The organism is Maribacter sp. 1_2014MBL_MicDiv, assembly GCF_001865655.1.
GTDB classification, from domain to species: domain Bacteria; phylum Bacteroidota; class Bacteroidia; order Flavobacteriales; family Flavobacteriaceae; genus Maribacter; species Maribacter dokdonensis.
In genome coordinates, this window is sequence record NZ_CP011318.1 from 4107500 (window position 1) to 4128657 (window position 21158).

17 protein-coding genes are annotated in these 21158 nt (G+C 34.7%); 10 read left to right on the top strand and 7 right to left on the bottom strand.

Translation table 11 applies throughout. The features are described 5' to 3' along the window. Nucleotide 1: 1 nt before the first annotated feature. Nucleotides 2-529 carry a GntR family transcriptional regulator gene (locus tag YQ22_RS17380; protein WP_232231232.1) on the bottom strand — a complete coding sequence of 176 codons (528 nt, stop codon included), beginning with the start codon at nucleotides 527-529 and terminating at the stop codon, nucleotides 2-4. 254 nt (nucleotides 530-783) lie between these two features. Here YQ22_RS17380 and YQ22_RS17385 point away from each other — a divergent pair, with 254 nt between their 5' ends. The 3 genes from YQ22_RS17385 to YQ22_RS17395 all read left to right on the top strand — a co-directional run bounded on the left by YQ22_RS17385 (nucleotide 784) and on the right by YQ22_RS17395 (nucleotide 4449). Continuing rightward, the gene (locus YQ22_RS17385) at nucleotides 784-1566 is read left to right on the top strand and encodes a hypothetical protein (protein WP_071342205.1); all 783 of its coding nucleotides are present in this window, start codon (nucleotides 784-786) and stop codon (nucleotides 1564-1566) included. A gap of 1458 nt (nucleotides 1567-3024) precedes the next feature. Further along, nucleotides 3025-3483: a cold-shock protein gene (locus tag YQ22_RS17390; RefSeq protein ID WP_036154395.1), complete on the top strand. Its 459-nt coding sequence runs from the start codon at nucleotides 3025-3027 to the stop codon at nucleotides 3481-3483. Nucleotides 3484-3501: 18 nt separating this feature from the next. Beyond that, nucleotides 3502-4449 carry an EamA family transporter gene (locus YQ22_RS17395; protein WP_071342206.1) on the top strand — a complete coding sequence of 316 codons (948 nt, stop codon included), beginning with the start codon at nucleotides 3502-3504 and terminating at the stop codon, nucleotides 4447-4449. Here YQ22_RS17395 and YQ22_RS17400 read toward each other — a convergent pair. Continuing rightward, nucleotides 4430-5014 carry a pseudouridine synthase gene (locus YQ22_RS17400; protein WP_071342207.1) on the bottom strand — a complete coding sequence of 195 codons (585 nt, stop codon included), beginning with the start codon at nucleotides 5012-5014 and terminating at the stop codon, nucleotides 4430-4432. The genes YQ22_RS17395 and YQ22_RS17400 overlap by 20 nt on opposite strands. A 120-nt stretch (nucleotides 5015-5134) precedes the next feature. Between YQ22_RS17400 and YQ22_RS17405 the strand changes: the two genes are divergently transcribed. Then, nucleotides 5135-6688, top strand: coding sequence for a DEAD/DEAH box helicase (locus YQ22_RS17405; RefSeq protein WP_071342208.1), 1554 nt, complete (start codon nucleotides 5135-5137; stop codon nucleotides 6686-6688). Between the two features lie 65 nt (nucleotides 6689-6753). Here the strand turns inward: YQ22_RS17405 and YQ22_RS17410 are convergent, their stop codons facing one another. The 3 genes from YQ22_RS17410 to YQ22_RS17420 form a co-directional block, all read right to left on the bottom strand. Then, the gene (locus YQ22_RS17410; RefSeq protein WP_071342209.1) at nucleotides 6754-7140 is read right to left on the bottom strand and encodes a hypothetical protein; all 387 of its coding nucleotides are present in this window, start codon (nucleotides 7138-7140) and stop codon (nucleotides 6754-6756) included. Nucleotides 7141-7202: 62 nt separating this feature from the next. Next, on the bottom strand, nucleotides 7203-7736 hold the full coding sequence (locus YQ22_RS17415; RefSeq protein WP_071342210.1) for a carboxymuconolactone decarboxylase family protein: 534 nt from the start codon (nucleotides 7734-7736) through the stop codon (nucleotides 7203-7205). A gap of 381 nt (nucleotides 7737-8117) precedes the next feature. Next, nucleotides 8118-8960, bottom strand: coding sequence for a helix-turn-helix domain-containing protein (locus tag YQ22_RS17420; RefSeq protein ID WP_071342211.1), 843 nt, complete (start codon nucleotides 8958-8960; stop codon nucleotides 8118-8120). A gap of 187 nt (nucleotides 8961-9147) precedes the next feature. Here YQ22_RS17420 and YQ22_RS17425 point away from each other — a divergent pair, with 187 nt between their 5' ends. Then, entirely contained in the window at nucleotides 9148-13197 is a 4050-nt protein-coding gene (locus YQ22_RS17425) for a BspA family leucine-rich repeat surface protein (RefSeq protein WP_071342212.1), read from the top strand. After that, the gene (locus YQ22_RS17430; protein WP_071342213.1) at nucleotides 13194-13895 is read left to right on the top strand and encodes a hypothetical protein; all 702 of its coding nucleotides are present in this window, start codon (nucleotides 13194-13196) and stop codon (nucleotides 13893-13895) included. Before YQ22_RS17425 ends, YQ22_RS17430 begins: the two co-directional genes overlap by 4 nt. Before the next feature lie 68 nt (nucleotides 13896-13963). Here YQ22_RS17430 and YQ22_RS17435 read toward each other — a convergent pair whose 3' ends face one another. Continuing rightward, nucleotides 13964-16216: a TonB-dependent receptor plug domain-containing protein gene (locus YQ22_RS17435; RefSeq protein ID WP_442914837.1), complete on the bottom strand. Its 2253-nt coding sequence runs from the start codon at nucleotides 16214-16216 to the stop codon at nucleotides 13964-13966. Between the two features lie 211 nt (nucleotides 16217-16427). Here YQ22_RS17435 and YQ22_RS17440 point away from each other — a divergent pair, with 211 nt between their 5' ends. Continuing rightward, complete coding sequence (locus tag YQ22_RS17440) at nucleotides 16428-17537, top strand: alkene reductase (RefSeq protein WP_071342215.1); 1110 nt, start codon at nucleotides 16428-16430, stop codon at nucleotides 17535-17537. 54 nt (nucleotides 17538-17591) lie between these two features. On the opposite strand, the gene YQ22_RS17445 is transcribed toward YQ22_RS17440, so the two are convergent. Beyond that, nucleotides 17592-17879 (bottom strand): hypothetical protein, encoded by a 288-nt coding sequence (locus YQ22_RS17445; protein WP_058102727.1) that lies wholly within the window; start codon nucleotides 17877-17879, stop codon nucleotides 17592-17594. 192 nt (nucleotides 17880-18071) lie between these two features. Here YQ22_RS17445 and YQ22_RS17450 point away from each other — a divergent pair, with 192 nt between their 5' ends. The 3 genes from YQ22_RS17450 (at nucleotide 18072) to YQ22_RS17460 (ending at nucleotide 21156) form a co-directional block, all read left to right on the top strand. Further along, nucleotides 18072-18701, top strand: coding sequence for an SDR family oxidoreductase (locus tag YQ22_RS17450; protein ID WP_058104233.1), 630 nt, complete (start codon nucleotides 18072-18074; stop codon nucleotides 18699-18701). Between the two features lie 242 nt (nucleotides 18702-18943). Continuing rightward, on the top strand, nucleotides 18944-20131 hold the full coding sequence (locus YQ22_RS17455) for a PQQ-dependent sugar dehydrogenase (RefSeq protein WP_071342216.1): 1188 nt from the start codon (nucleotides 18944-18946) through the stop codon (nucleotides 20129-20131). Nucleotides 20132-20256: 125 nt separating this feature from the next. After that, nucleotides 20257-21156 (top strand): sugar phosphate isomerase/epimerase family protein, encoded by a 900-nt coding sequence (locus YQ22_RS17460; protein WP_198033494.1) that lies wholly within the window; start codon nucleotides 20257-20259, stop codon nucleotides 21154-21156. Nucleotides 21157-21158 lie beyond the last annotated feature (2 nt).

The window sequence follows — 21158 nt, forward strand, 5'->3', positions numbered from 1 at the left end:
ATTATTCGGTAAGCTTCTTTTGAATATAATTTAAAATCAGCATCCAATTCATTTTTAGTAGGAGAGAGGCGGTTGGCACATTATCATCGGCAATGGCAGAAATAATGGCTTCATGCTGATTGTCAGATTTATTATAAAAAAAATCGTCATTGGTGAAAGCATGCTCATAGAAAAAAAGACGAGTTTTGAGGTCATTTAGTATTTTGAGCGCTAACTCGTTTTTGTATCCTTTGGTAAGTAATCTATGAAATTCCAAATCGGCTTGAATTCTATCAAGGGCATTGGTGGCATTTTCAAAAACTTCTTGTTGCGCTTTCAATTTAACAATATGCTCTTCATTAAACTCTGAGTTTTCAATAGCCATAACCTCTAAATTGGCTACCAATTCATAGAGATCTTCAGCTTCCTCTACATCTAGTTCAGCTATAATAAACCCTCTATTTGGCACAGCTTTAATTATCCTTGACTGCTGTAATTGTGTAAGTGCTTCACGTATTGGGGTTACACTCACTTTTAAATGTCTTGACAAGGCTGCTAAATTGATTGTTTTTTCCGGTCTTAAGATTACCTGTAATCATTTCGGAAAGTAAATAATCTCGTACTTGGTCCCTTAAATTCATTCTAACAATCATGTATCAAATATAATATATCGTATACGATTAAAACTAATGTTTAGTTTCATTATTGCCATTCATTATACTTACTAGCTGCTAATGTGTAACATAGCTATACTATACAGACTGTTTTTTCGTTTTATCCACACAACCCTACAAATAAACAAACATGAAAAATCTAACATCTTATTTAAAAAAAGGAATTCTACTTACGGGAGTATTGTGCATGGCATATAGTTGTAGTGATGACGACACTACCGCCCAGGAGGTAACACTATCCCAAACAGAACTTAAAGCAGTTCTAGAAACCGATGAAATTATTGGTGATATTGATCTTGCTTTATTTGAGCTATCTTCTAACGACAGCAGTACCGGCAAAACTTCAAATAATGATTGCTACAGTGCAGTATATTCAGACACGGGTTATGTTGCAACATTCAATAATTGTGTATTGAACGGAACTGATAATGTTAATGGTACTTTAAGCGTCACTTATGACCAACAAGGAGAAACGGGTTCTTTTACAGCTAGTTATGTTGACTTTTATGTAGGAGAAATTAAAATAAATGGAACCAGATCATTAACGTTCAGCACAAATTCAGATGATAGCGCTATAACTTTTGAGGTTACTAGCGATATGACGGTAGAAATGGAAGATGGTTCTATAATTGCTGACAGCGGAACCAAATCTACCACTATTGCATTCAACGATAGTAGTACGTATAGTATTGAAGGTAATTGGACCGTAGTTTTTGAAGGTAATACCTATAATGTAAACGTAAACAGTGCATTAACAAGTGAATTATCTTGTGCTTATGTTTCTAGCGGAGATATGGATGTTTCTAAAAACGGACTCTCAGTAAATGTACATTTTGGTGATGGCACTTGTGATGATATTGCAACACTTACATACCCTAATGGAGTAGAGGAAGAAATTACATTAGAGGATTAAATAAAATAATGAAAATGAAAAGGGATAAGACTTTTAGGTCTTATCCCTTTTTTTTTAGCTAACTCAAAAAATTCTTAATGTGTAAACTGTCTACTTGCTACCCATTGCACTCTTTTACTGGTTTTAAAGCTTGAAAAGAATGTGTTTCTCCTTGTTTCCGTTGGTGTATTTCTGATAAAAGTTCTCATGATATTCGTTTTTAGATCTGGTGATTAGTCAGATTGATTTATGATCGATTGTTTTTTGATGTGATGTGTGATGAACGTTAATGTGTAAACTGTCTACTTGCTACCCATTGCACTCTTTTACTGGCTTTAAAGCTTGAAAAGAATGTGTTTCTCCTTGTTTCCGTTGGTGTATTTCTGATAAAAGTTCTCATGATGTTCGTTTTTAGATCTGGTGATTAGTCAGATTGATTTATGATCGATTGTTTTTTGATGTGATGTGTTATGAATATTAATGTGTAAACTGTCTACTTGCTACCCATTGCACTCTTTTACTGGCTTTAAAGCTTGAAAAGAATGTGTTTCTCCTTGTTTCCGTTGGTGTATTTCTGATAAAAGTTCTCATGATATTCGTTTTTAGATCTGGTGATTAGTCAGATTGATTAATGATCGATTGTTTTTTGATGTGATGTGTTATGAATATTAATGAGTAAACTGTCAACTTGCTACCCATTGCACTCTTTTACTGGCTTTAAAGGTTGAAAAGAATGTGTTTCTCCTTATTTCCGTTGGTGTATTTCTGATAAAAGTTCTCATGATGTTCGTTTTTAGATCTGGTGATTAGTCAGATTGATTAATGATCGATTGTTTTTTTGATTTGATGTGTGATAAATATTAATGAGTAAACTGTCTACTTGCTACCCATTGTACGCGCTTACTATTTCTAAAAGCGGTTAAAAAAACATTTCGTCTAGATTCGGTTGGTGTATTTTTAATAAAAGTTCTCATGATATATTGTTTTTAATTGATGAATAATAATTCTGTTATACTTACAAGACGACCATGAATATATTTTGTTACAGTACTATGCATAAAAAGGTACTATTTTTAACAAATTAAATCTTTCCAAATTATTTAATATCCTGATTTATAACATTTTATATTATTTGCTAAAAATTAAATTTTAACAAAAAATTGAATAAAATAAAATATCGGTGTATTAGAATTAAGAATTATAAGGTTCTAAAATGGAAAAAGACTAGGCGTAATGTATCTTAATATTGAAATTAATCTTAAGTCTTTCAAAACTTTGATAGTTTGAGAGCTACGAATGCTAAATAATTGAAATACAAATCATATCTTTGTAGAACTTTAGAGGGATGCAACTAATATCTGCAATGACCTTACAACAAATGACATCGTAGTTAACCCATAAGCTTTCCTTCGGTTATCAACGTCACTACGTATTTCAACCCCTTTACAGTAAAATCTATTATTATCATTAAAATTACGAATGGCAAAATCGCAACAAACATTTAATAAAACTGAAAAAGAAAAAAAACGCTTAAAGAAGCGTGAAGAGAAGAAGAAAAAAATGCTAGCCCGTAAAGCGGCAGCAAAAGAAAATGGTACTTCGGGTATTCCTCTTGCTTATGTAGATTTCAATGGAAATTTGGTAGACACTCCGCCAGATCCAGCAATGAAGGTTGAAATAGAAGCAGAAGACATTGTATTAGGTATACCAAAGAAAGAAGAAGGTGATGTTGAAGAATTTGATCCGGTAAGAAACGGTAAAGTTTCTTTCTTTGATACCACTAAAGGGTTTGGTTTCATTATCGATGCTGAAAACAACGAGAAATATTTTGTTCACGTTAGCGGATTGATTGATGAAATCATGGAAAACGACAAGGTTTCTTACGAGTTAGAAAAAGGCATGAAAGGCATGAACGCCGTTCGTGTTAAAAAAATCTAACATTCTCAATAACATTCAATGGCAAAAATGCAGCGTAATACCTTATTGGTGATTCTGTCATTTTTTGCCATTTATTTTATTTGGGGCTCTACCTATTTATGGAATAAAATTGCCGTAACTGAACTACCTGCATTTATGCTTGCAGGAATTAGATTTGTTACTGCCGGTAGTTTAATTTTTATCATCTCAAAATTTTTGGGTTTACCCTTAAAAATATCCAAACAAGAATTCAAAAATACTTTTATAGCAGGTTTTCTATTTCTAACTTTTGGAAATGGGGTAGTAGTATGGGCATTAAAGTTTGTAGATAGCGGGTTTGCGGCGTTAGAAGTTTCTGCCCAACCCTTGGTGGTATTATTAATGATGCGGATAATACAGGGTAAAAAAATACAACCTATGTCTATTATTGGTGTTATTTTGGGCATTATAGGTATATTCTTATTGGTAGGTCAAAAAGAGATCATAGCTCAAGAAGGTGCCGTATTAGGAATGATACTAATTTTTATCTGTATGCTAAGCTGGTCTTACGGTAGTTTGTTTGTTGGTAAGGCCGTACTACCTAAAAATTTCTTTGTAAATACCGGGTATCAAATGCTAACTAGTGGTCTTTCATTAATGATTATAAGTACATTCCTGGGTGAAAAATGGTCTTCACCACTTACCTGGAGTACCCCGGTAATCTGGTCCATGCTACTTTTAATAATCTTTGGTAGTATTATTACATTTACTGCATTTAATTACTTGTTAAGAATTGTTTCCCCAGACAAGGTGGCTACATCAACTTATGTTAACCCCATTGTTGCAATGATACTTGGTTGGTATTTCTTGAACGAGAATATCACCTTACAATCAGCCATAGCCTCTGTAGTTTTATTAACGGGAGTATACTTTATAAACACCAAAAAAAGTTTGACCATTCTATCTCGCTTTTCAGGTAAGCGAATTCCTAAGAAGATAATAGAGTAGGGGTAATCTTTATAACTTGGGACGGTTTCATTTGACCTAAAGAGATATTACCTATTCTTATGCGCACCAAACGTACCGTAGGGAAACCTACCGCAGCAGTCATTTTTCGTATTTGTCTGTATTTACCTTCCTTGATCACCATACTGATCCATGATGTTGGTCTATGTCTACCAATGCGCAAAGCAGCACTTGCTTCTGGTAATATTGGTTCTTCTTTTAAATAATCCACATCACACGGTAAAGTTTCATACTTTTTACCGAACAACCCTATGACCAAACCTTTAGATAATTTATCTATAGCGTCAGTTGTTACTAAACCATCCAATTGCACCAAATACTGTTTTTCTATTCCTGATCTATTGATGTCGTCACTCCATTTTCCATCTGTGGTCATCAGTAACAAACCTTCAGACTTCTCATCAAGCCTACCCACAGGCATTATACCTTCAGGAAAATCGGAAAGTTCACTTAAAAAGCGTTTTTTTCGAAGTTGACGGTCTTCTCCAGAAGTTAATTGACTTAACATGCCAAAAGGTTTATAAACCTTAAAATGGAAATGGTCCATTAAATTTCTGCCTTACAATTAATATTAGTTACAAATGGTCGCAAAAGATACCCTTTTTAACCCATGAATTAGTAATAAACTATCGAGATTGTTACCTTTGCACACTCCAGAGAAGATTTTATGCAAGAGACAGTTTTTGAACTACAGGACAGAAAGACAGATAAAGAACTTTACAGCTACCAACAAGGAGCAATTCAACAAATATTTGACAAGTTCGATTCAGAACGAGATGATTACCACCTTCTATACCAATTACCAACGGGTGGTGGTAAAACCGTAATTTTCTCGGAAATTGTTCGCCAGTACCTTAAGAACCATAACAAGAAGGTTTTGGTTATGACACACCGTATAGAGTTATGTAACCAAACTTCTACCATGCTTACAAGTTTTGGTGTTGTAAACAAGGTTGTGAACAGTAAGGCAAACCTTGATGACCAAGAGCGTTATAGCTGTTATGTTGCCATGGTTGAAACACTTAACAATAGGTTGAACGATGATCAGTTGGATATTTCTGATGTTGGTTTGGTCATTATTGATGAGGCTCACTATAATTCTTTTACCAAACTATTTAAGTTCTTTGAAAATTCGTTCGTACTTGGAGTAACGGCAACTCCGTTAAGTTCTAACAAGGATTTGCCAATGAACAAGAACTATGATGAACTTATACCTGGTGAAACCATAGAAAATCTTATTGCCAATGACTTTTTGGCAAGAGCAGAGGTGTTTCATTATGACATGGGACTAACTTCATTGGAAATTGGTTCTAACGGTGATTATACCGTTAAATCATCTGCAGATCTTTATACAAGCCCGGCAATGTTGAGCAAGCTTTTAGAAGCTTACACCAAACATTCAAAAGGTAAAAAGACCTTAATTTTCAATAACGGTATTGAAACCTCTATACAAGTTCACCATACCTTTCAAGCTGCAGGTTTAAATATTATGCACCTTGATAATACTGCAACAAAAAAGCAGCGAAAACAAATTTTAAAATGGTTTAAAGAAACACCGGATGCCATATTAACTTCGGTTAGTATTTTAACAACTGGTTTTGATGAACCTACAATTGATACTATTATATTGAACAGGGCTACAAAATCTCTTACGCTTTACTATCAAATGATCGGTAGGGGATCTAGGGTCTTGAACAATAAATCCAAATTCACCGTAATCGACTTAGGTAACAACCTATATCGTTTTGGACCTTGGGGCGCAGATTTAGATTGGGGTGCAATTTTTAAATCGCCCAATTTCTACATGGATCGCATACGTGATGATGAAGATATTGAGAGTGATTTTAAACTTGAACTTTCAGATGAAGTCAAAGCTGAGTTCAAAAACTCCAAAGAAACCTATTTTGATATTAAGGAGACTTACGAAACTGCAACATTTGCAGGGGAATCTTCTAAAGTAGTTCTTGAACGATCTATAGCTCAACACGCATACATTTGTATTGAAAATAGTGAAGATGTCTATGATGCCATAGCATTGGCAAAGCTATTAAAAGAAGATATTGATAATAGAATTCACGTTTACGGAAAATGTATTAGCAAAAGCACCTATAACTTTTTAAGTTGGCTAAAAGATGATTATCAAAAGAAACTAAATGCTTATTTACGTGAGAATTTTGATTCTGTTTTTGAAGATATACATGGTCACCCGCCAGAAGATTAAAATAATAACTTATAAAAAAAAGGGCTATTCGTAAGAATAGCCCTTTTTCATTGCAAAACTTAACCTTATTCTACGATAAGACTATATTTTGGTGTTGGATTTAAAGGGCAGAAATATACGTATTCCCCTTTTTCTAATTTAGTTTCTTTAGAATGACCAACCGTGTTGTTCTTAACCGCTGCAGTTACGTATGCAGTTTGAATGTGGTTCTCTGGTTTTGAAGCATCTTTTCCTTTTTTTACTAAAACCAAACCTACATCTTTACCCACATTATTGTTGGCAACGTCAAAAATATAAGTGCCTTCGCTAACAGTGATAGATTTTTGAGTGAATTCCCCTGTAGTTTGCTCTAAGGCAATTTTCTTAACTGGCTGCTTCATCATTTTGTCCTGTGCATTTGCGTTGAATGAAAATGCCAATACGATAACTAAAATTGATAATACTCTTTTCATGTTTTTAAAATTTAGTGTGGGTTTCCCCGTTTTAATGATTAATAATTATTATTTGTAATTGTTTATAAAGATGGTGCTACAGGAAAATCAACCGGAACCTGTGTAGTACTGTGTATGTAGTTGGAAATTGTTTTATCACCAACCAATGATATGGTATCTATTAAATTGGCTTTTGTATAACCTGCAGCAAAATAATCGTTCAATACGTCCTCATCAGTGCGACCTCTATTTTCAGTAATATTCTTCGCTAATTTTGCAAGTGCATTTAATTTAGTGTCAAAAATGGCTTTTCCTGCTCTAAGCTCTAAAATTTGTTCATCTGTAAAACCGTTCATTTTACCAATGGCTGTATGTGCCGATAAACAGTAAATACAATTGTTAACTTGGCTTACCGCTAAATTGACAACTTCTTTCTCCTTAGCTGATAATGAAGTTTTGGCATTTGCAAAATTCAAGTAGTTTTCTAATGCGGTATCACTATTGGCATATGTGGCATATAAATTAGGAACAAAGCCCAATGCTTTTTCCAAATTATCGAAAATACCTTGATTTTTCTCGCTTACTTCTTCTCTTGTTGGTACATTAAATGTGCTCATATAATATTTTTTTTTAAAAATTGAATTTATTATGTTATTAATCTTGTACAAAGGTAAATTGGTGAAGTAGTTATGGTCATGCTTGAAATTCCCATTGACATGTCAATTTTTCCCTCAAAGCAATGAATTGAATACTCGGGCCAGTTTTGAGGAATTATCAGAATCACAATAATAGTCCGATAAATGATTGTGCTTACAATGCTCTTTCACATTGATTGCATTAGATTCGTCTATCCTTTTAGATGTAAATATTTCTATTAAATTAAAAATTGATTTGTGTTTTAAGTTCATGTCTTTACTGTTTTAATTCTACAGTACAAAGATCATCCTTAAGTGAAACTTAAAACGGGGTATTCTACCCTAGTAGTTGTCAATTTTTCCCTAAACGGCTTTTGCTAGTTGTTTCTTAAATTGAGAAGGAGAGAGGCTTGTCAATTTTTTAAATAGCCTACTTAGATGAGATGCATCTTCAAAACCAATTTCATAAGCAATTTCCTTTGCTGCTTTATCGGTATAAATAAGTAGTCTTTTAGCCTCAAGAACTATGCGTTCATGTATTATTTGTAAAGGAGTAGTATTGAATTTTGCAAAGGTATTTGAAAGGGTCTTAGGGGATTTAAATAACTTATCCGCGTAAAAAGAGACTGAATGCTCCTCTTTAAAATGGGCTTCTACCAACAAATTAAATGACCTTAGCAAATCTAGCTTTACATCATTGGCAGCACTTCCAAATCCTTCTTTTGCCTTAAGCAGCCTTGTGCTCATTATCATAAAACGAGCCATTAGCATGCGTAGCATTTCGGCTTGTATCGTATCTTCCGTATTTAATTCGTCCACAAAAACCTCATGAAGGGTATTAAACTTTCGTTGTTCATTTTCTCCTAAATCTATTAATGGAAAATGTGCATTGCTAAAAAATAACAACCCAGCACAACTTACTTCTTGGTCATGGTCTTTAATGCAATAAAACTCTCTATTGAACTGATAAACAATTAAATCTTTACCCTCAACAAAATGAATAAATTGAATTGGTGTCAACGCAAGCAGACTATGTTCTGAAATGATATATGGTATGCCATCTACCTCAATAGTGGCTTTATTACTTGTAGTTCTAATAAAAATATAGAGTCCGGCTTGTTTTGGTTTTACGTAATTCTCCAACAAAGCTTCGTTACCAATTATTAGTAATCCGCCAGTACTAAAATCCTTAAAAACTTCTTGCATGAAGTCTTGGTCTTAAAAAAGGTTGATACATTACAATCCTCTATATTATTCCGCTTGTAGAAATTCAAATAAGACGACCGATTTTATAAAATCCTCATGAGGGAATAATATTACAATTAATCGAATAATTCTTTCAAAACTAACTTATAGTATTAGATTTAACCAATCAACTATAACAACCAAATACATGCGAACTTTACTCAGTTGCATTCTTTTTTTATGCATTACAAATACTTATTCACAAAACGAATTCATAACTACCTGGAAAACAGACAATCCTGGTGTTTCTGAGGATAACCAAATAACTATACCAACATATAAAGCGCCAGATTTTTTACCTCAGGTTATTTATGATTATAATGTAGATTGGGGAGATGGCAATGTTTCGGAAAACGTTACTGGCGATATCACCCACACCTATGCTACCAGTGGGGTTTACCAAGTTTCCATTAACGGTCTTTTCCCGAGGATACTTTTTGAAAATTCAACAAACAGCAAAGATAATAGAAAGATAATTGAGATTAATCAATGGGGTTCAAATCAATGGACATCAATGTCGGGAGCATTTTCTGGATGCGTAAATATTGATGTAAAGGCCACCGATGTTCCCAACTTTTCAAACCTTAACGATATTTCGGCAATGTTTAAAAACTGTAGTTCGCTAATTGGTAATGATACCATGGCAAATTGGGATTTAAGCACGGTTACTCAAATGTCTTTGCTTTATTTTGGGGCAACCAAATTCAATCAACCTATAGGCAACTGGGATGTGTCGAATGTGGAAAGTATGTTTTCTCTTTTTCAATGGGCTACATCATTCAATCAGAATATCTCTGATTGGGATGTTTCTGGCGTAAGTAATATGGGACATATGTTTTTTGGGACCTCTTTCAATAAAAATATTGGAAGTTGGAATGTAAGTAATGTACTTTATATGAACGCAATGTTTTCCAACAATCAGGTTTTTAATCAAGATATTTCTGGTTGGGACGTTAGTAACGTTAAATGGATGACAAATATGTTTACCGAAGCTTCTGCTTTTAATCAAGATCTAAGCTCATGGAACGTTGAATCTGTTGAAGAAATGGGCTCAATGTTCTTTTCTGCTTTATCCTTTAATCAAAATTTGGGAGTATGGAATGTTGGTAACGTCAATAACATGAGCTTCATGCTTTCAAATACAGGCATGTCCATTAATAATTATGATTCTACCTTGATCGGATGGAGCAATCTTCCATCTCTTAAAAATGACGTTAAGCTCGACTCAAACATCCAATTTTGCAAAAGTGGAATAAATAGACAAGCTATAATTGAAGTATATAATTGGACTATAAACGATGATGGGCTCTTCCCAGAGTGCACCGCTAATCAAAAACGTCCATTTATTACTACTTGGCAAATAGAGGCATCTACAAACAACAGTATTACTATTCCAACATTTCCTGGAGAGACTTATGACTATAGTATCGATTGGGGAGACGGAAATTCTCAACCAAATATCACTAATGATATTACTCATCAATATGATAACCCGGGCAATTACACGGTTACAATAACTGGTGATTTCCCAAGAATATATTTTGAATTAGCGGGACCAAATTCAGCTTTAATTGTAAGTGTAGATCAATGGGGTGATATTAATTGGAGCTCAATGGAAGGAGCATTCTCTAACTGCGTTAATCTTGACGTCAATGCTCATGATGTGCCAGATTTGTCTTTAGTAACATCAGCAAAACAAATGTTCAATAATTGTCAGACTTTGAAAGGCAATTCAAGTTTTAATAACTGGGATGTTTCAAATTTGCAAGACGTTGCTCAGATGTTTTCGGGAACCCCCCTGTTCAATACTATACTTTCTTCATGGGACACGTTGAACATGACTACTATGTTTCAGATGTTCTACGAAAGTGGCTTTAATAATAGTCTTGGGGATTGGAATATTTCTAACGTAAATTCTTTATCAGGAATTTTCGAAGGTTCAGCGCTGAGCACCGTGAATTATGATAATACTTTAATTGGTTGGAGTCATCTAAATACACTTCAACCAAATATTACATTTGATGCCGGTACTAGCCAATTTTGTAATGCAACATCTGCAAGACAGTCAATCATTGAAGGCTATAATTGGATCATTAATGATTCAGGAGAAAACTGTCCAACCTTTCGACCCTTTGTAACGACTTGGAAAACCGATAACCCAGGTACATCAGACAATAATACCATTGCTCTTAGAACATTTGGAGGACCTTTTAATATCGACTGGGGAGACGGTGTTGTTGACATGGACGTAGTGGGTGCAACTCAACATACTTACTCTAATCCAGGTATATACACCGTAAGCATTTCAGGTAGTTTGTTCTCAATGCGTTTACAAACTTTTGATGGCAACGATGTAGGTGGAGATGCCCCTAAACTTATTGAAATTAATCAATGGGGTGATATTAGTTGGAACTCAATGGAATCAGCATTCAAAGGTTGTACCAATCTTGACGTAGTTGCAGGGGATACTCCTGACCTTTCTAACCTTAATTCACTATTTTATATGTTCGAAGGGTGTAGTTCTTTAACTGATAATCCTAGTTTTAATAATTGGGATATTAGTACAATTGAAAATTTAAGTCAAGCTTTTACTAATTGTACTGCTTTTAATGCAGATATTTCAGATTGGGATGTTGGCAATGTCACCACAATGGGGAATTTATTCAGTAACTGTTCAGAATTTAATCAAGATATTTCTGGGTGGAATGTTAGCAATGTTATCAATATGGGTTCCATGTTTAGTCATGCAACTAAATTTAACCAGCCTATAGGTAGTTGGGATGTTTCTAATGTAACCTATATGGGAATTATGTTTCAATCCTCCGGGTTTAATCAAGATATTTCAAGTTGGGACGTTAGTAATGTCGCGAGCATGAGTTCCATGTTTAACTTCGCTCCAAACTTTAATCAAAATATTGGGGATTGGAATGTTTCTAACGTTACCGACATGTCAGGTATGTTTTCAAGTACAGGTTCCTTTAATCAAAACATTGGTAATTGGAATGTTTCCAAAGTGACCAACATGAGTAGGGTTTTTGCAGGGGCTATGGCATTTAATCATGACATTAGCAATTGGGATGTCTCTAGTGTCATCGATATGAGCTGGTTGTTTTCAAGAGCATATAATTTTAACCAAAATTTGACTACTTGGGATGTTTCTCAAGTAACCAATATGTCTGGTATTTTCAATTATAGTGGTCTCTCAAATGCTAATTATGACAGCATATTAGAAGGCTGGAGTCAATTGCCTTCATTACAGCGAGGAGTAACTTTTGATGCCCTTCAAAATCAATTTTGCGAATCTGAAGATGCACGCCAAAACATAGTAGAAAATTATAATTGGCTTATCACCGATGGCGGAAAAGCTTCTTTTTGCAACGAAGACAATGATTTTGACGGAATTTTAGATCATAAAGATTCTTGTTTAGATACAAGACCAAATGTTATAGTGAACGATAATGGTTGCGAAATAATAGCAGCAGATGCCATTTTGGTTTATGGCGCTACACCAACTTGTCCGGGAGAAGCAAATGGAAGTATTTCTATTTCGAGTGAGTTAACTGATTATATTTTTAATATAGCTGTTGAAGGTCCAGTTTCAACAGACTATAATGAGGTATCGTTAAATGAGAATATAGAAGTAGCTAATCTTACCACTGGTTTGTATATGGTCACTATTTCTATTCCAGATATTTTGTATTCTCAAACCTATGGCATTCAAATCAACGAAGTCGGCTCAATCTCAGGAAAGCGAGAAAGTTTAAATACCTCTGCTAAAACGGCAACTTACAATGTGGAGGGCAGCTATACTTATATTGTTGATATAAACGGAGAACTAAAAAACTTCAGCTTTACATCTAACGGAAAAAATGAAATTCAATTATCGGATTTATCTGAATTCAATGCTATTTCTATTACAGGAGAAAGTGACTGCCAAGGGATGGTTACCGATTCATTTGGCTTTTCAGATGGTATAATAATGTTTCCAACAATTACTTCGGGAGAAGTGTTTATCCAAGGGTACGAAGAATCAAGTACCGTGTTGGTTTATGATTTATCGGGTAAGCTCGTATTAAGTAAAGCATTTTCAGGGCAAGGCTTAAATTCAATCGACTTACAAACTATGGAAACCGGAATTTACCCTACGGTAATCAAATCAAAACAACATTCAAAAACCTTTAAGATTATAAAGAAATGATATATAAAACCTTAAAATATTTTACTAGTCTTTTATTACTTTTTGTATGCTTAAATTCCTGCGATAAAAGCACTCCTGAAGAGACGGAAAAACAGATAGACAATGAGGTTCCTACTAAAGTTACAGGCACTTTACCTGTTAATGGGGAGCCTTGTTCAGAATTTGAGCTTATACCTAATAATGATACCAAAGTCTCTATTTTATTTAAGTGGAACGCTGCGCAAAATACTGTAAATTATACCTTAGAAGTTTTATTAAACAACCAGCAAGCGGTAAGCTCCACTGTTGGTGGACTGGAAACTACGGTTAGCTTAGATAGAGGCAAAACCTATACTTGGACAGTGACTTCTAAAAATGAATTTGGCACTACGGAAAGTGATACGTATTCTTTTACTACCCCTGGTTTAGCCGAAGTTAATTATGCACCTTATGCCGCAGAAATCCGTACTGATTTTAATACTCTAACGCAGTTGTTAACCATTAGTTGGATTGGAACAGATGAGGATAATGACCTTTTAACCTACGATGTAACTATAACCGAAAATGAATCAGAAATAATTGAAGAGACTGACATAGCGGATAATAGCATATCTGGAATTGAATATAATTCTGGCACCGAATATTATATTAAAGTTATTTCTAAAGATAGTACAGGTAGTTTTTCGGTTTCTGAAATAACCGTAAATTCTCCTGAATAGTTTTCGAATTAACAAAAGAGCTCTGATAATAAAATCAGAGCTCTTTTAAGCTTGCTACTAAAACTTCTTTAAAACCTCACAGATACCTTTCCTCTTAGGTAAAACGGAGTACCAGGAGTAAAATGAATTTCCTCTACAGATGCAGTTTCATTAAACAATCTACTTTCTGTAGCAAATTGGGTCTCGTTCCATTCTGTATCAAATAAATTCTCTATTATCAGACCCAATGTCCAGTTTTTTATATGATAGTTAAGGTTCATATCGGTTACAAAGTAACCTTCAGCTACAATGCTATTGTCTTCATTTGCTGCTCTATCTCCTAAATAACGATAGTTTAAAGCACCAGAGAATTTTCCTAAATCTGTTACCGATATACCACCTACTGAAGTAAAATCCGGAGCAAGAGGTATATAATCTTCCCCATCAAGTTCTTCAGTGCTTCTAGCGTAGGTATAATTGATATCATTATAAAGATACAGCCAATTTAACACCTGGTAACGAGCACCTAGTTCAACACCTAACCTACGAGTCTTGCCACTTGGCTCAACAATACCAGCGTCACCTACATAAACAAATTCCTGATCTAATAAAAGCCCCCATAAGGTAGCGTTCAGCACAAGTTTATCCGTAGGTTTAATAATAGTACCTAAATCTGCACCGTAAGCGGTTGGCAATATATCCCTACCTTCATTTGCAGTGACTACTCGAGTATCGTTAGAATGAAATCCAAGACCCGTTTTCAAAAAAACTTGCCAATTTCTATTTACGGTATACAATGTATTTAGTTTTGGACTCACTTTTGCCTTACTTTCACTTTTATTGTCATAAAGCTCGCTTAGTTTGTTTTCATAACCGAAGTTGAAATAATCTAAGCGTACAGAAGGATTAAAAGTCCAATTACCTGTTTTATATTCCCCGTCAACAAATCCGTAAAAATTGGTTTCATCTACATCGCCAAAAGCAAACTGCTCAAGGGTGGTTTTTCTGTTTAATGTATGTGACAGAGTTACATCATCTACATTGTCATACCTAAACCCACCACCTGCAGAATACTTAAAAGTATCATCTTTACCTACAGCAATGTTAATCTGTTCAAAAATAGTTTCGGCACCCATAATGGTTCTATCTTCAAACTGACGAATTTGATCTCCGTTGACCGGATCATCCAAAAAGAATGTAAAATTCGAAAACAACTCAAAATCATATTTACTTACAAAAGCCCTTGTTTTCAAAAACTGATCTTCACCTAAGAATTTAACATGGTTCAACATTAAGTTAGTTCTACTGGTTTGACCACCTTCAGTATCATCAATTGCACCAAATCTACCTATTAGGTTTTGATCTACAGCTCTTTGAGGTATTTGACCAGAAGCATCCCATTTACTTTGAAAATGCGAAGCGGTCAAAGTCAATTCTTCATTTCCTATATCTTTATAATTATAGCGCCCAAGAATATTTATTCTATTAAAATTTTGAGGAGAATCAAAAGGTCCGTCCGTAAGATAGACTTCAGAAGCTAAATAAGCATTACTTTTACTACTTTCCAAAACTTTAAAAAGTCCAACAAATCTATTGGTATTGAACTGTCCGGATTCATAAGAAACCATACTTTGATCTATACTTTTCTTCAGACTTAAATCAACATACCCGGCAGTATTAAAATTTCCTTTATCGGCATAATACAAGCCTTTTCCAAAATTTATATTATTAATGGTTTCAGGAATAACGAAGTGTAGATCGGCATAACCTTGCCCATGCGCATGCGAAACCATGTTTACCGGCATACCATCAACGCTGATGGCTACATCCGTACCATGATCTATGTCAAATCCTCTTAAAAATATTTGCTCGGCCTTACCACCACCTGCATGCTGTCCTATTAATAATCCAGGAACTTTACGTAAAATCTCTTGTGAAGATTTAACCGGATCGTTCTGTACATCAATGTTCACTATTCTGCTCATAGCATCAACTTTTGATACTACTACCACCTGATCTAAGTTAATGCTAGACTCCTCTAAAGCAATTTGCACTCCTTCATTAACATGTTGGGGCTGTATGACCAATATATAAGTTTTATATCCTAGGTTAGAAAAGTAAACCGAATCATTCACTGTTGTTAAAGGAAGTGAGAATGATCCTGATAAATTGGTATGGCTATGTTGCCCGGTCGTCTGATTAAAAATACCAACATTTTCTAATGCAAGTCCATCTTTATCCGTTACTTTTCCCTTTAGATTTTGTGCTGTCGCACTGGATGTTACACCAAATATCATAATTAGGCTCAACAGTTTTAAAGCCCTTTTACTGCTAGAATTCATAAAATTGTTTTTAGAAAGATTGTTTTCAATGATACTTACGACAAAAAACAAGGAAGGTTTTAGTTAATTATAGAAAGGCAAAAATAATGGTTATATAAAGCTCTGTAACCTAATTACGCTTAATGACATTTTTTTTACGATAAGAGTCAACTTTTTCTATGAATAAAACAAAACTTTGAGGAGGATTTAAACACTACTAGAAATTAGTTTTATGAAAAAACAAGCATTGTTAACACCATACAATAAGAATATAGCATTAGAAAATAGAATTGTTATGGCTCCTATGACCAGAAGCAGGGCCACAAATGAAGAAAACAAACCAACAGAGGATTTACATGTGCCGTATTATAAACAAAGGGCATCTGCCGGATTGATTATTACAGAAGGCTCACAAGTTTCTAAACAGGCGGTTGGCTATGTGAATACGCCTGGCATCTACTCTCAAGAGCAGGTAGAGGCATGGGGCAAAGTCACTAAAGAAGTTCATGATAATGGAGGAAAGATTTTTATTCAGTTATGGCATGTAGGGCGTATGTCTCACCCAGATTTTCACGATGGCGATTTACCTTTAGCACCTTCTGCAATTAACCCCAATGCAAAAAGCTACACCCCTAATGGTTTTAAAGATACCGTAACCCCTAAAGCAATGAGCATTGATGAAATAAAACAAACGGTCAGTGACTTTAAAAATGCTGCTAAAAATGCAATAGTTGCAGGTTTTGATGGTGTAGAAATACATTCATCTAATGGATACTTGTTTCATCAATTTTTTAACGGCACATCTAATCATAGAACAGATGAATATGGAGGAAGCATGGAAAATAGAACTCGGTTCTTTTTTGAAGTTTTGGATGCCATAAAAGAAGTGGTGCCCCAACAAAAGATAGGAGCAAGATTTAATCCTTCTTTAGATGGCCTGTTTGGTATTACAATGGACGAGGAAACCATACCAACTTTTGAATACATCATAAAAAGGTTAAATGATTATGATCTAACCTACATTCATTTGTCCGAGCCCTTTACAGATGTTTCTAGCATACCCTATGCAGTACAGCAAATTGCCGCGCATTTTAGACCATTGTACACCGGTACATTAATGATAAACTCTAATTTTGACAGGGAATCTGGCAATAAAATAATTGAGGACGGTAATGCCGATTTGGTTGCCTTTGGCAAACTATTTATATCTAACCCAGATTTGGTAGAGCGATTCAAGAATAATTATGAATTAGCCGAATGGAATGAAGATACATTTTACACACCGGGTAAAGAAGGATATCTTGATTACCCAACATACAAGGAAAGTAACATCACTGTTTAGAAAACATATTAGCCCCATAACAAAAAAAGCAGCCGTATAGGCTGCTTTTCTTTTTTAAACTATATGGTCCGTATTTTGTTCTAAATCTTCATTTTCCGCACCTCCCTGGCTGTACAATTGGTTCTCTTCATCTTTTAAAGAATTTTCAGATTTGCTTTGCGGCAGTTTCCTGCCTGGCACATCTAAATCCTTACCTGCAAAATCGACTTTTCGGTCTCTATCCGTGAGTTGACTATCATCGCCATTATCCGTTCTTGTGTTTTTAGTTTTTTCTCCCAAAGCCTGTAAATCATCCGTGGTAACATCTGAATTATAGGTTGACTTTTTATCTTCAGTTTTCATATATAACATTTTAATAATTGAAATGGTAAGCTACTACTTACATCCACTATTTATTAGCACAAATGCCTTTTATCCTTGCTTTATTATTTAACAGGTATTTTAATATTGACTGTGGGTATTGCATCAATATTTTTGGTTAACGAATTAATACAAATAGGGCATTTTAATCACCTTGCAAGAAAACAAATTGAAATGGAAAATGTATTAGTTGCCGGTGCTAACGGTACTACTGGAAAGAAAATAGTTACACTTTTAAAAAACTCTCAATATTTTGAACCTATTGCAATGGTCAGAAAAAAAGAACAGCAGGAGCAATTTGAGAAAGAGAATATTAAAACGGTTTTGGGTGATTTGGAAAAAGATGTATCACACACCGTAAAAGATATGGACAAAGTCATTTTTGCTGCAGGTTCAGGAGGAAAAAAAGTAGTTGAAGTTGACCAAGAAGGTGCTAAAAATTTAATTGACGCCTCTAAAAACGCGAACATTAAGAAATTTGTAATGCTAAGTTCTATGGGAGCAGATAATCCTGAACAGGCCGAAGATCTAAAGGATTATTTAAAAGCGAAACACAATGCTGATGAATATCTTAAATCTGCCAATATAATGCATACCATAGTAAGACCAGGTTCATTAACCAATGATGCTGGTACAGGTAAAATTGAATTGCAGGATAAATTGAACAAAAAAGGATCGATAACAAGAGATGATGTTGCACAAACTCTAGTAAGATCATTACATGACGATGCGGCCATTAACAGAACTTTTGAAATTATAGAGGGCGATACGCTAATTTCTAAAGCAATGGATGCCAATTCATAAAAAAAATAAGTAGGTGGTTGTAAAGGTCAATCTTAATTCTTTTAAGGTTGGCTTTTTTATTTGCACCGCCAAAGGATATAATACCCCGAAGCTTGCCTCGAAATTAAAAGTTTGATTCCTTTAAGTGCCTCATGGGCTTGCCCTGAGGTGTTTTACTCTAAATAACCTTTATACAAACCATGCAAACATTATATAACTTGAACAGGTTATGTATCTTCGTATAAAAACCAAATATTCTGAACATGAAAAAAACGTTTTTAAAAAGTTTAGCAGTACTGGCTATATTGCTTTCCATACAATCTTGTAAAGAAAATAAAAAAGAAAACACCACCACTACCAATAATGAGGTGGAACTTGACAGTACAGATCTAGCCTTGTTAGAACTTAATTTGCCAGAAGGGTTTCAAATTGAAGTTTATGCTAGGGGAGTAGATGGTGCAAGGTCAATGGCTATGGGTGATAATGGCACTTTGTTTGTTGGTACCAGAACAGAAAATACCGTCTACGCCATACAAGATACCAACGGTGATTTTAAAGCTGACAATATTATGGTTTTAGATACCATGGAAGTACCAAATGGTATAGCCATGAGAAATGGAGACTTATATGTAGCACAGGTAGGTAGTTTGTGGAAATATCCCAATATAGAAAATCAACTAGGAAATACGCTTGAAAAAGAGTTGATCTATGATGACTACCCAACGGAATTTCATCACGGATGGAAGTATATTGCTTTTGGTCCAGATGACAAATTATATGTGCCAGTTGGTGCTCCTTGTAATATTTGTAATCGTACCGAAGAAGATGAGCGTTTTGCGACAATAACCAGAATGGACCCTGATGGAAGCAATCGTGAAATTTATGCCAGAGGAGTAAGGAATTCAGTTGGTTTTACTTGGCACCCCGATACAAAACAAATGTGGTTTACAGATAACGGACGTGATATGCTAGGTGATGATATACCGCCATGCGAATTAAATACCGTTACCGAAGCCGGGCAACATTTTGGATACCCTTTTTGCCACGGGGGCATTGTTAAAGATCCTGAATTCGGAGATTTACACCCTTGTTCAGATTTTGTTGATCCCGCCTTACAACTAGATGCACATGTGGCTCCATTAGGAATCAAATTTTACACAGGCAATATGTTTCCTGCTGACTACAAAGGAAAAGCATTTATTGCAGAACATGGTTCTTGGAACAGAAGCAAAAAAGTTGGATATAGAATCATGATGGTCGATATTGAAGATGGCGAAGCAGTAAACAGTGAGCCGTTTATAGATGGTTGGTTAGATGAAGCTGAACAAAAAGCAACAGGCAGACCGGTAGACTTATTACTATTAAAAGATGGTTCAATGTTGATTTCAGACGATTACGGAGATGCTATTTATCGTGTTTCATATAATGAGACCGCATTGGCCAATAACTAAATACTATAGAGGTTTTCATATAAAAAGCAGTCGTTTTCGGCTGCTTTTTAATTTTACTCACACCTTATTTCGCTACCTATGTATTATATTTATATTATAGGTCCATACCAATAAAACATCATACAATGAATAGTTTAAGTTCGCGTAGAACATTTTTAAAGCAAACAGGGGTTTTATCCGTTAGCTCCATACTTCCGTTATCCGTTCTTCCGGTACATTTTAAGTATAAAATGGGACTACAATTATTCACTATTAGAGATGCCATGGCCAAAGATCCGTTAGGAAGCATAAAATATGCTAGGTCCTTAGGTTATGAAGATGGAGAAATTTATGGGTACAACGGTGATAATGACACGTATTATGGCATAAAATCAAAAGAGTTTAAAAAGCAGCTAGATAGTTTGGATTTTACTATTTCTAGTGGTCATTATGATTTTTCCAGTCGCTTTAATGAACCTATTGATGTTTTAAAAAAATATGTGGACCAGTGCATTATTGGTTCTAAAAATTTAAACAGCAAATACATTACCTGGCCTTGGCTTGCCCCGGAATATAGAACTATCGAGAATTTTAAAGTACTGACAGATAAGTTAAACATCATAGGTGAACAAGTAACCAATGCAGGTTTACAATTTGCGTATCATAACCACGATTTTGAATTTACGGACCATAATGGTGAACAGGGCTATGATATTATCCTATCCGGTACAGACCCAAATTTAGTAAAATTACAAATGGATATGTATTGGGTAGAACATTCATCAAATAAAAGCATTCATGAATTGATCAAAGAAAATCAAGGTAGATATGTCATGTGGCATATTAAGGATATGGACAAAGTAACGCGCGACTATTCTGAAATGGGTAACGGTTCTATTGATTACAAGAATATATTATCATCCATAGAACAGAAAGATTTACAATACTATTATATTGAGCAAGGTGGTAATTTTGCAAAAAATTCAATGCAAAGTATTACAGACAGTGCCATATATTTTAAAAAACATCTGCAACGCTACCTTTAATC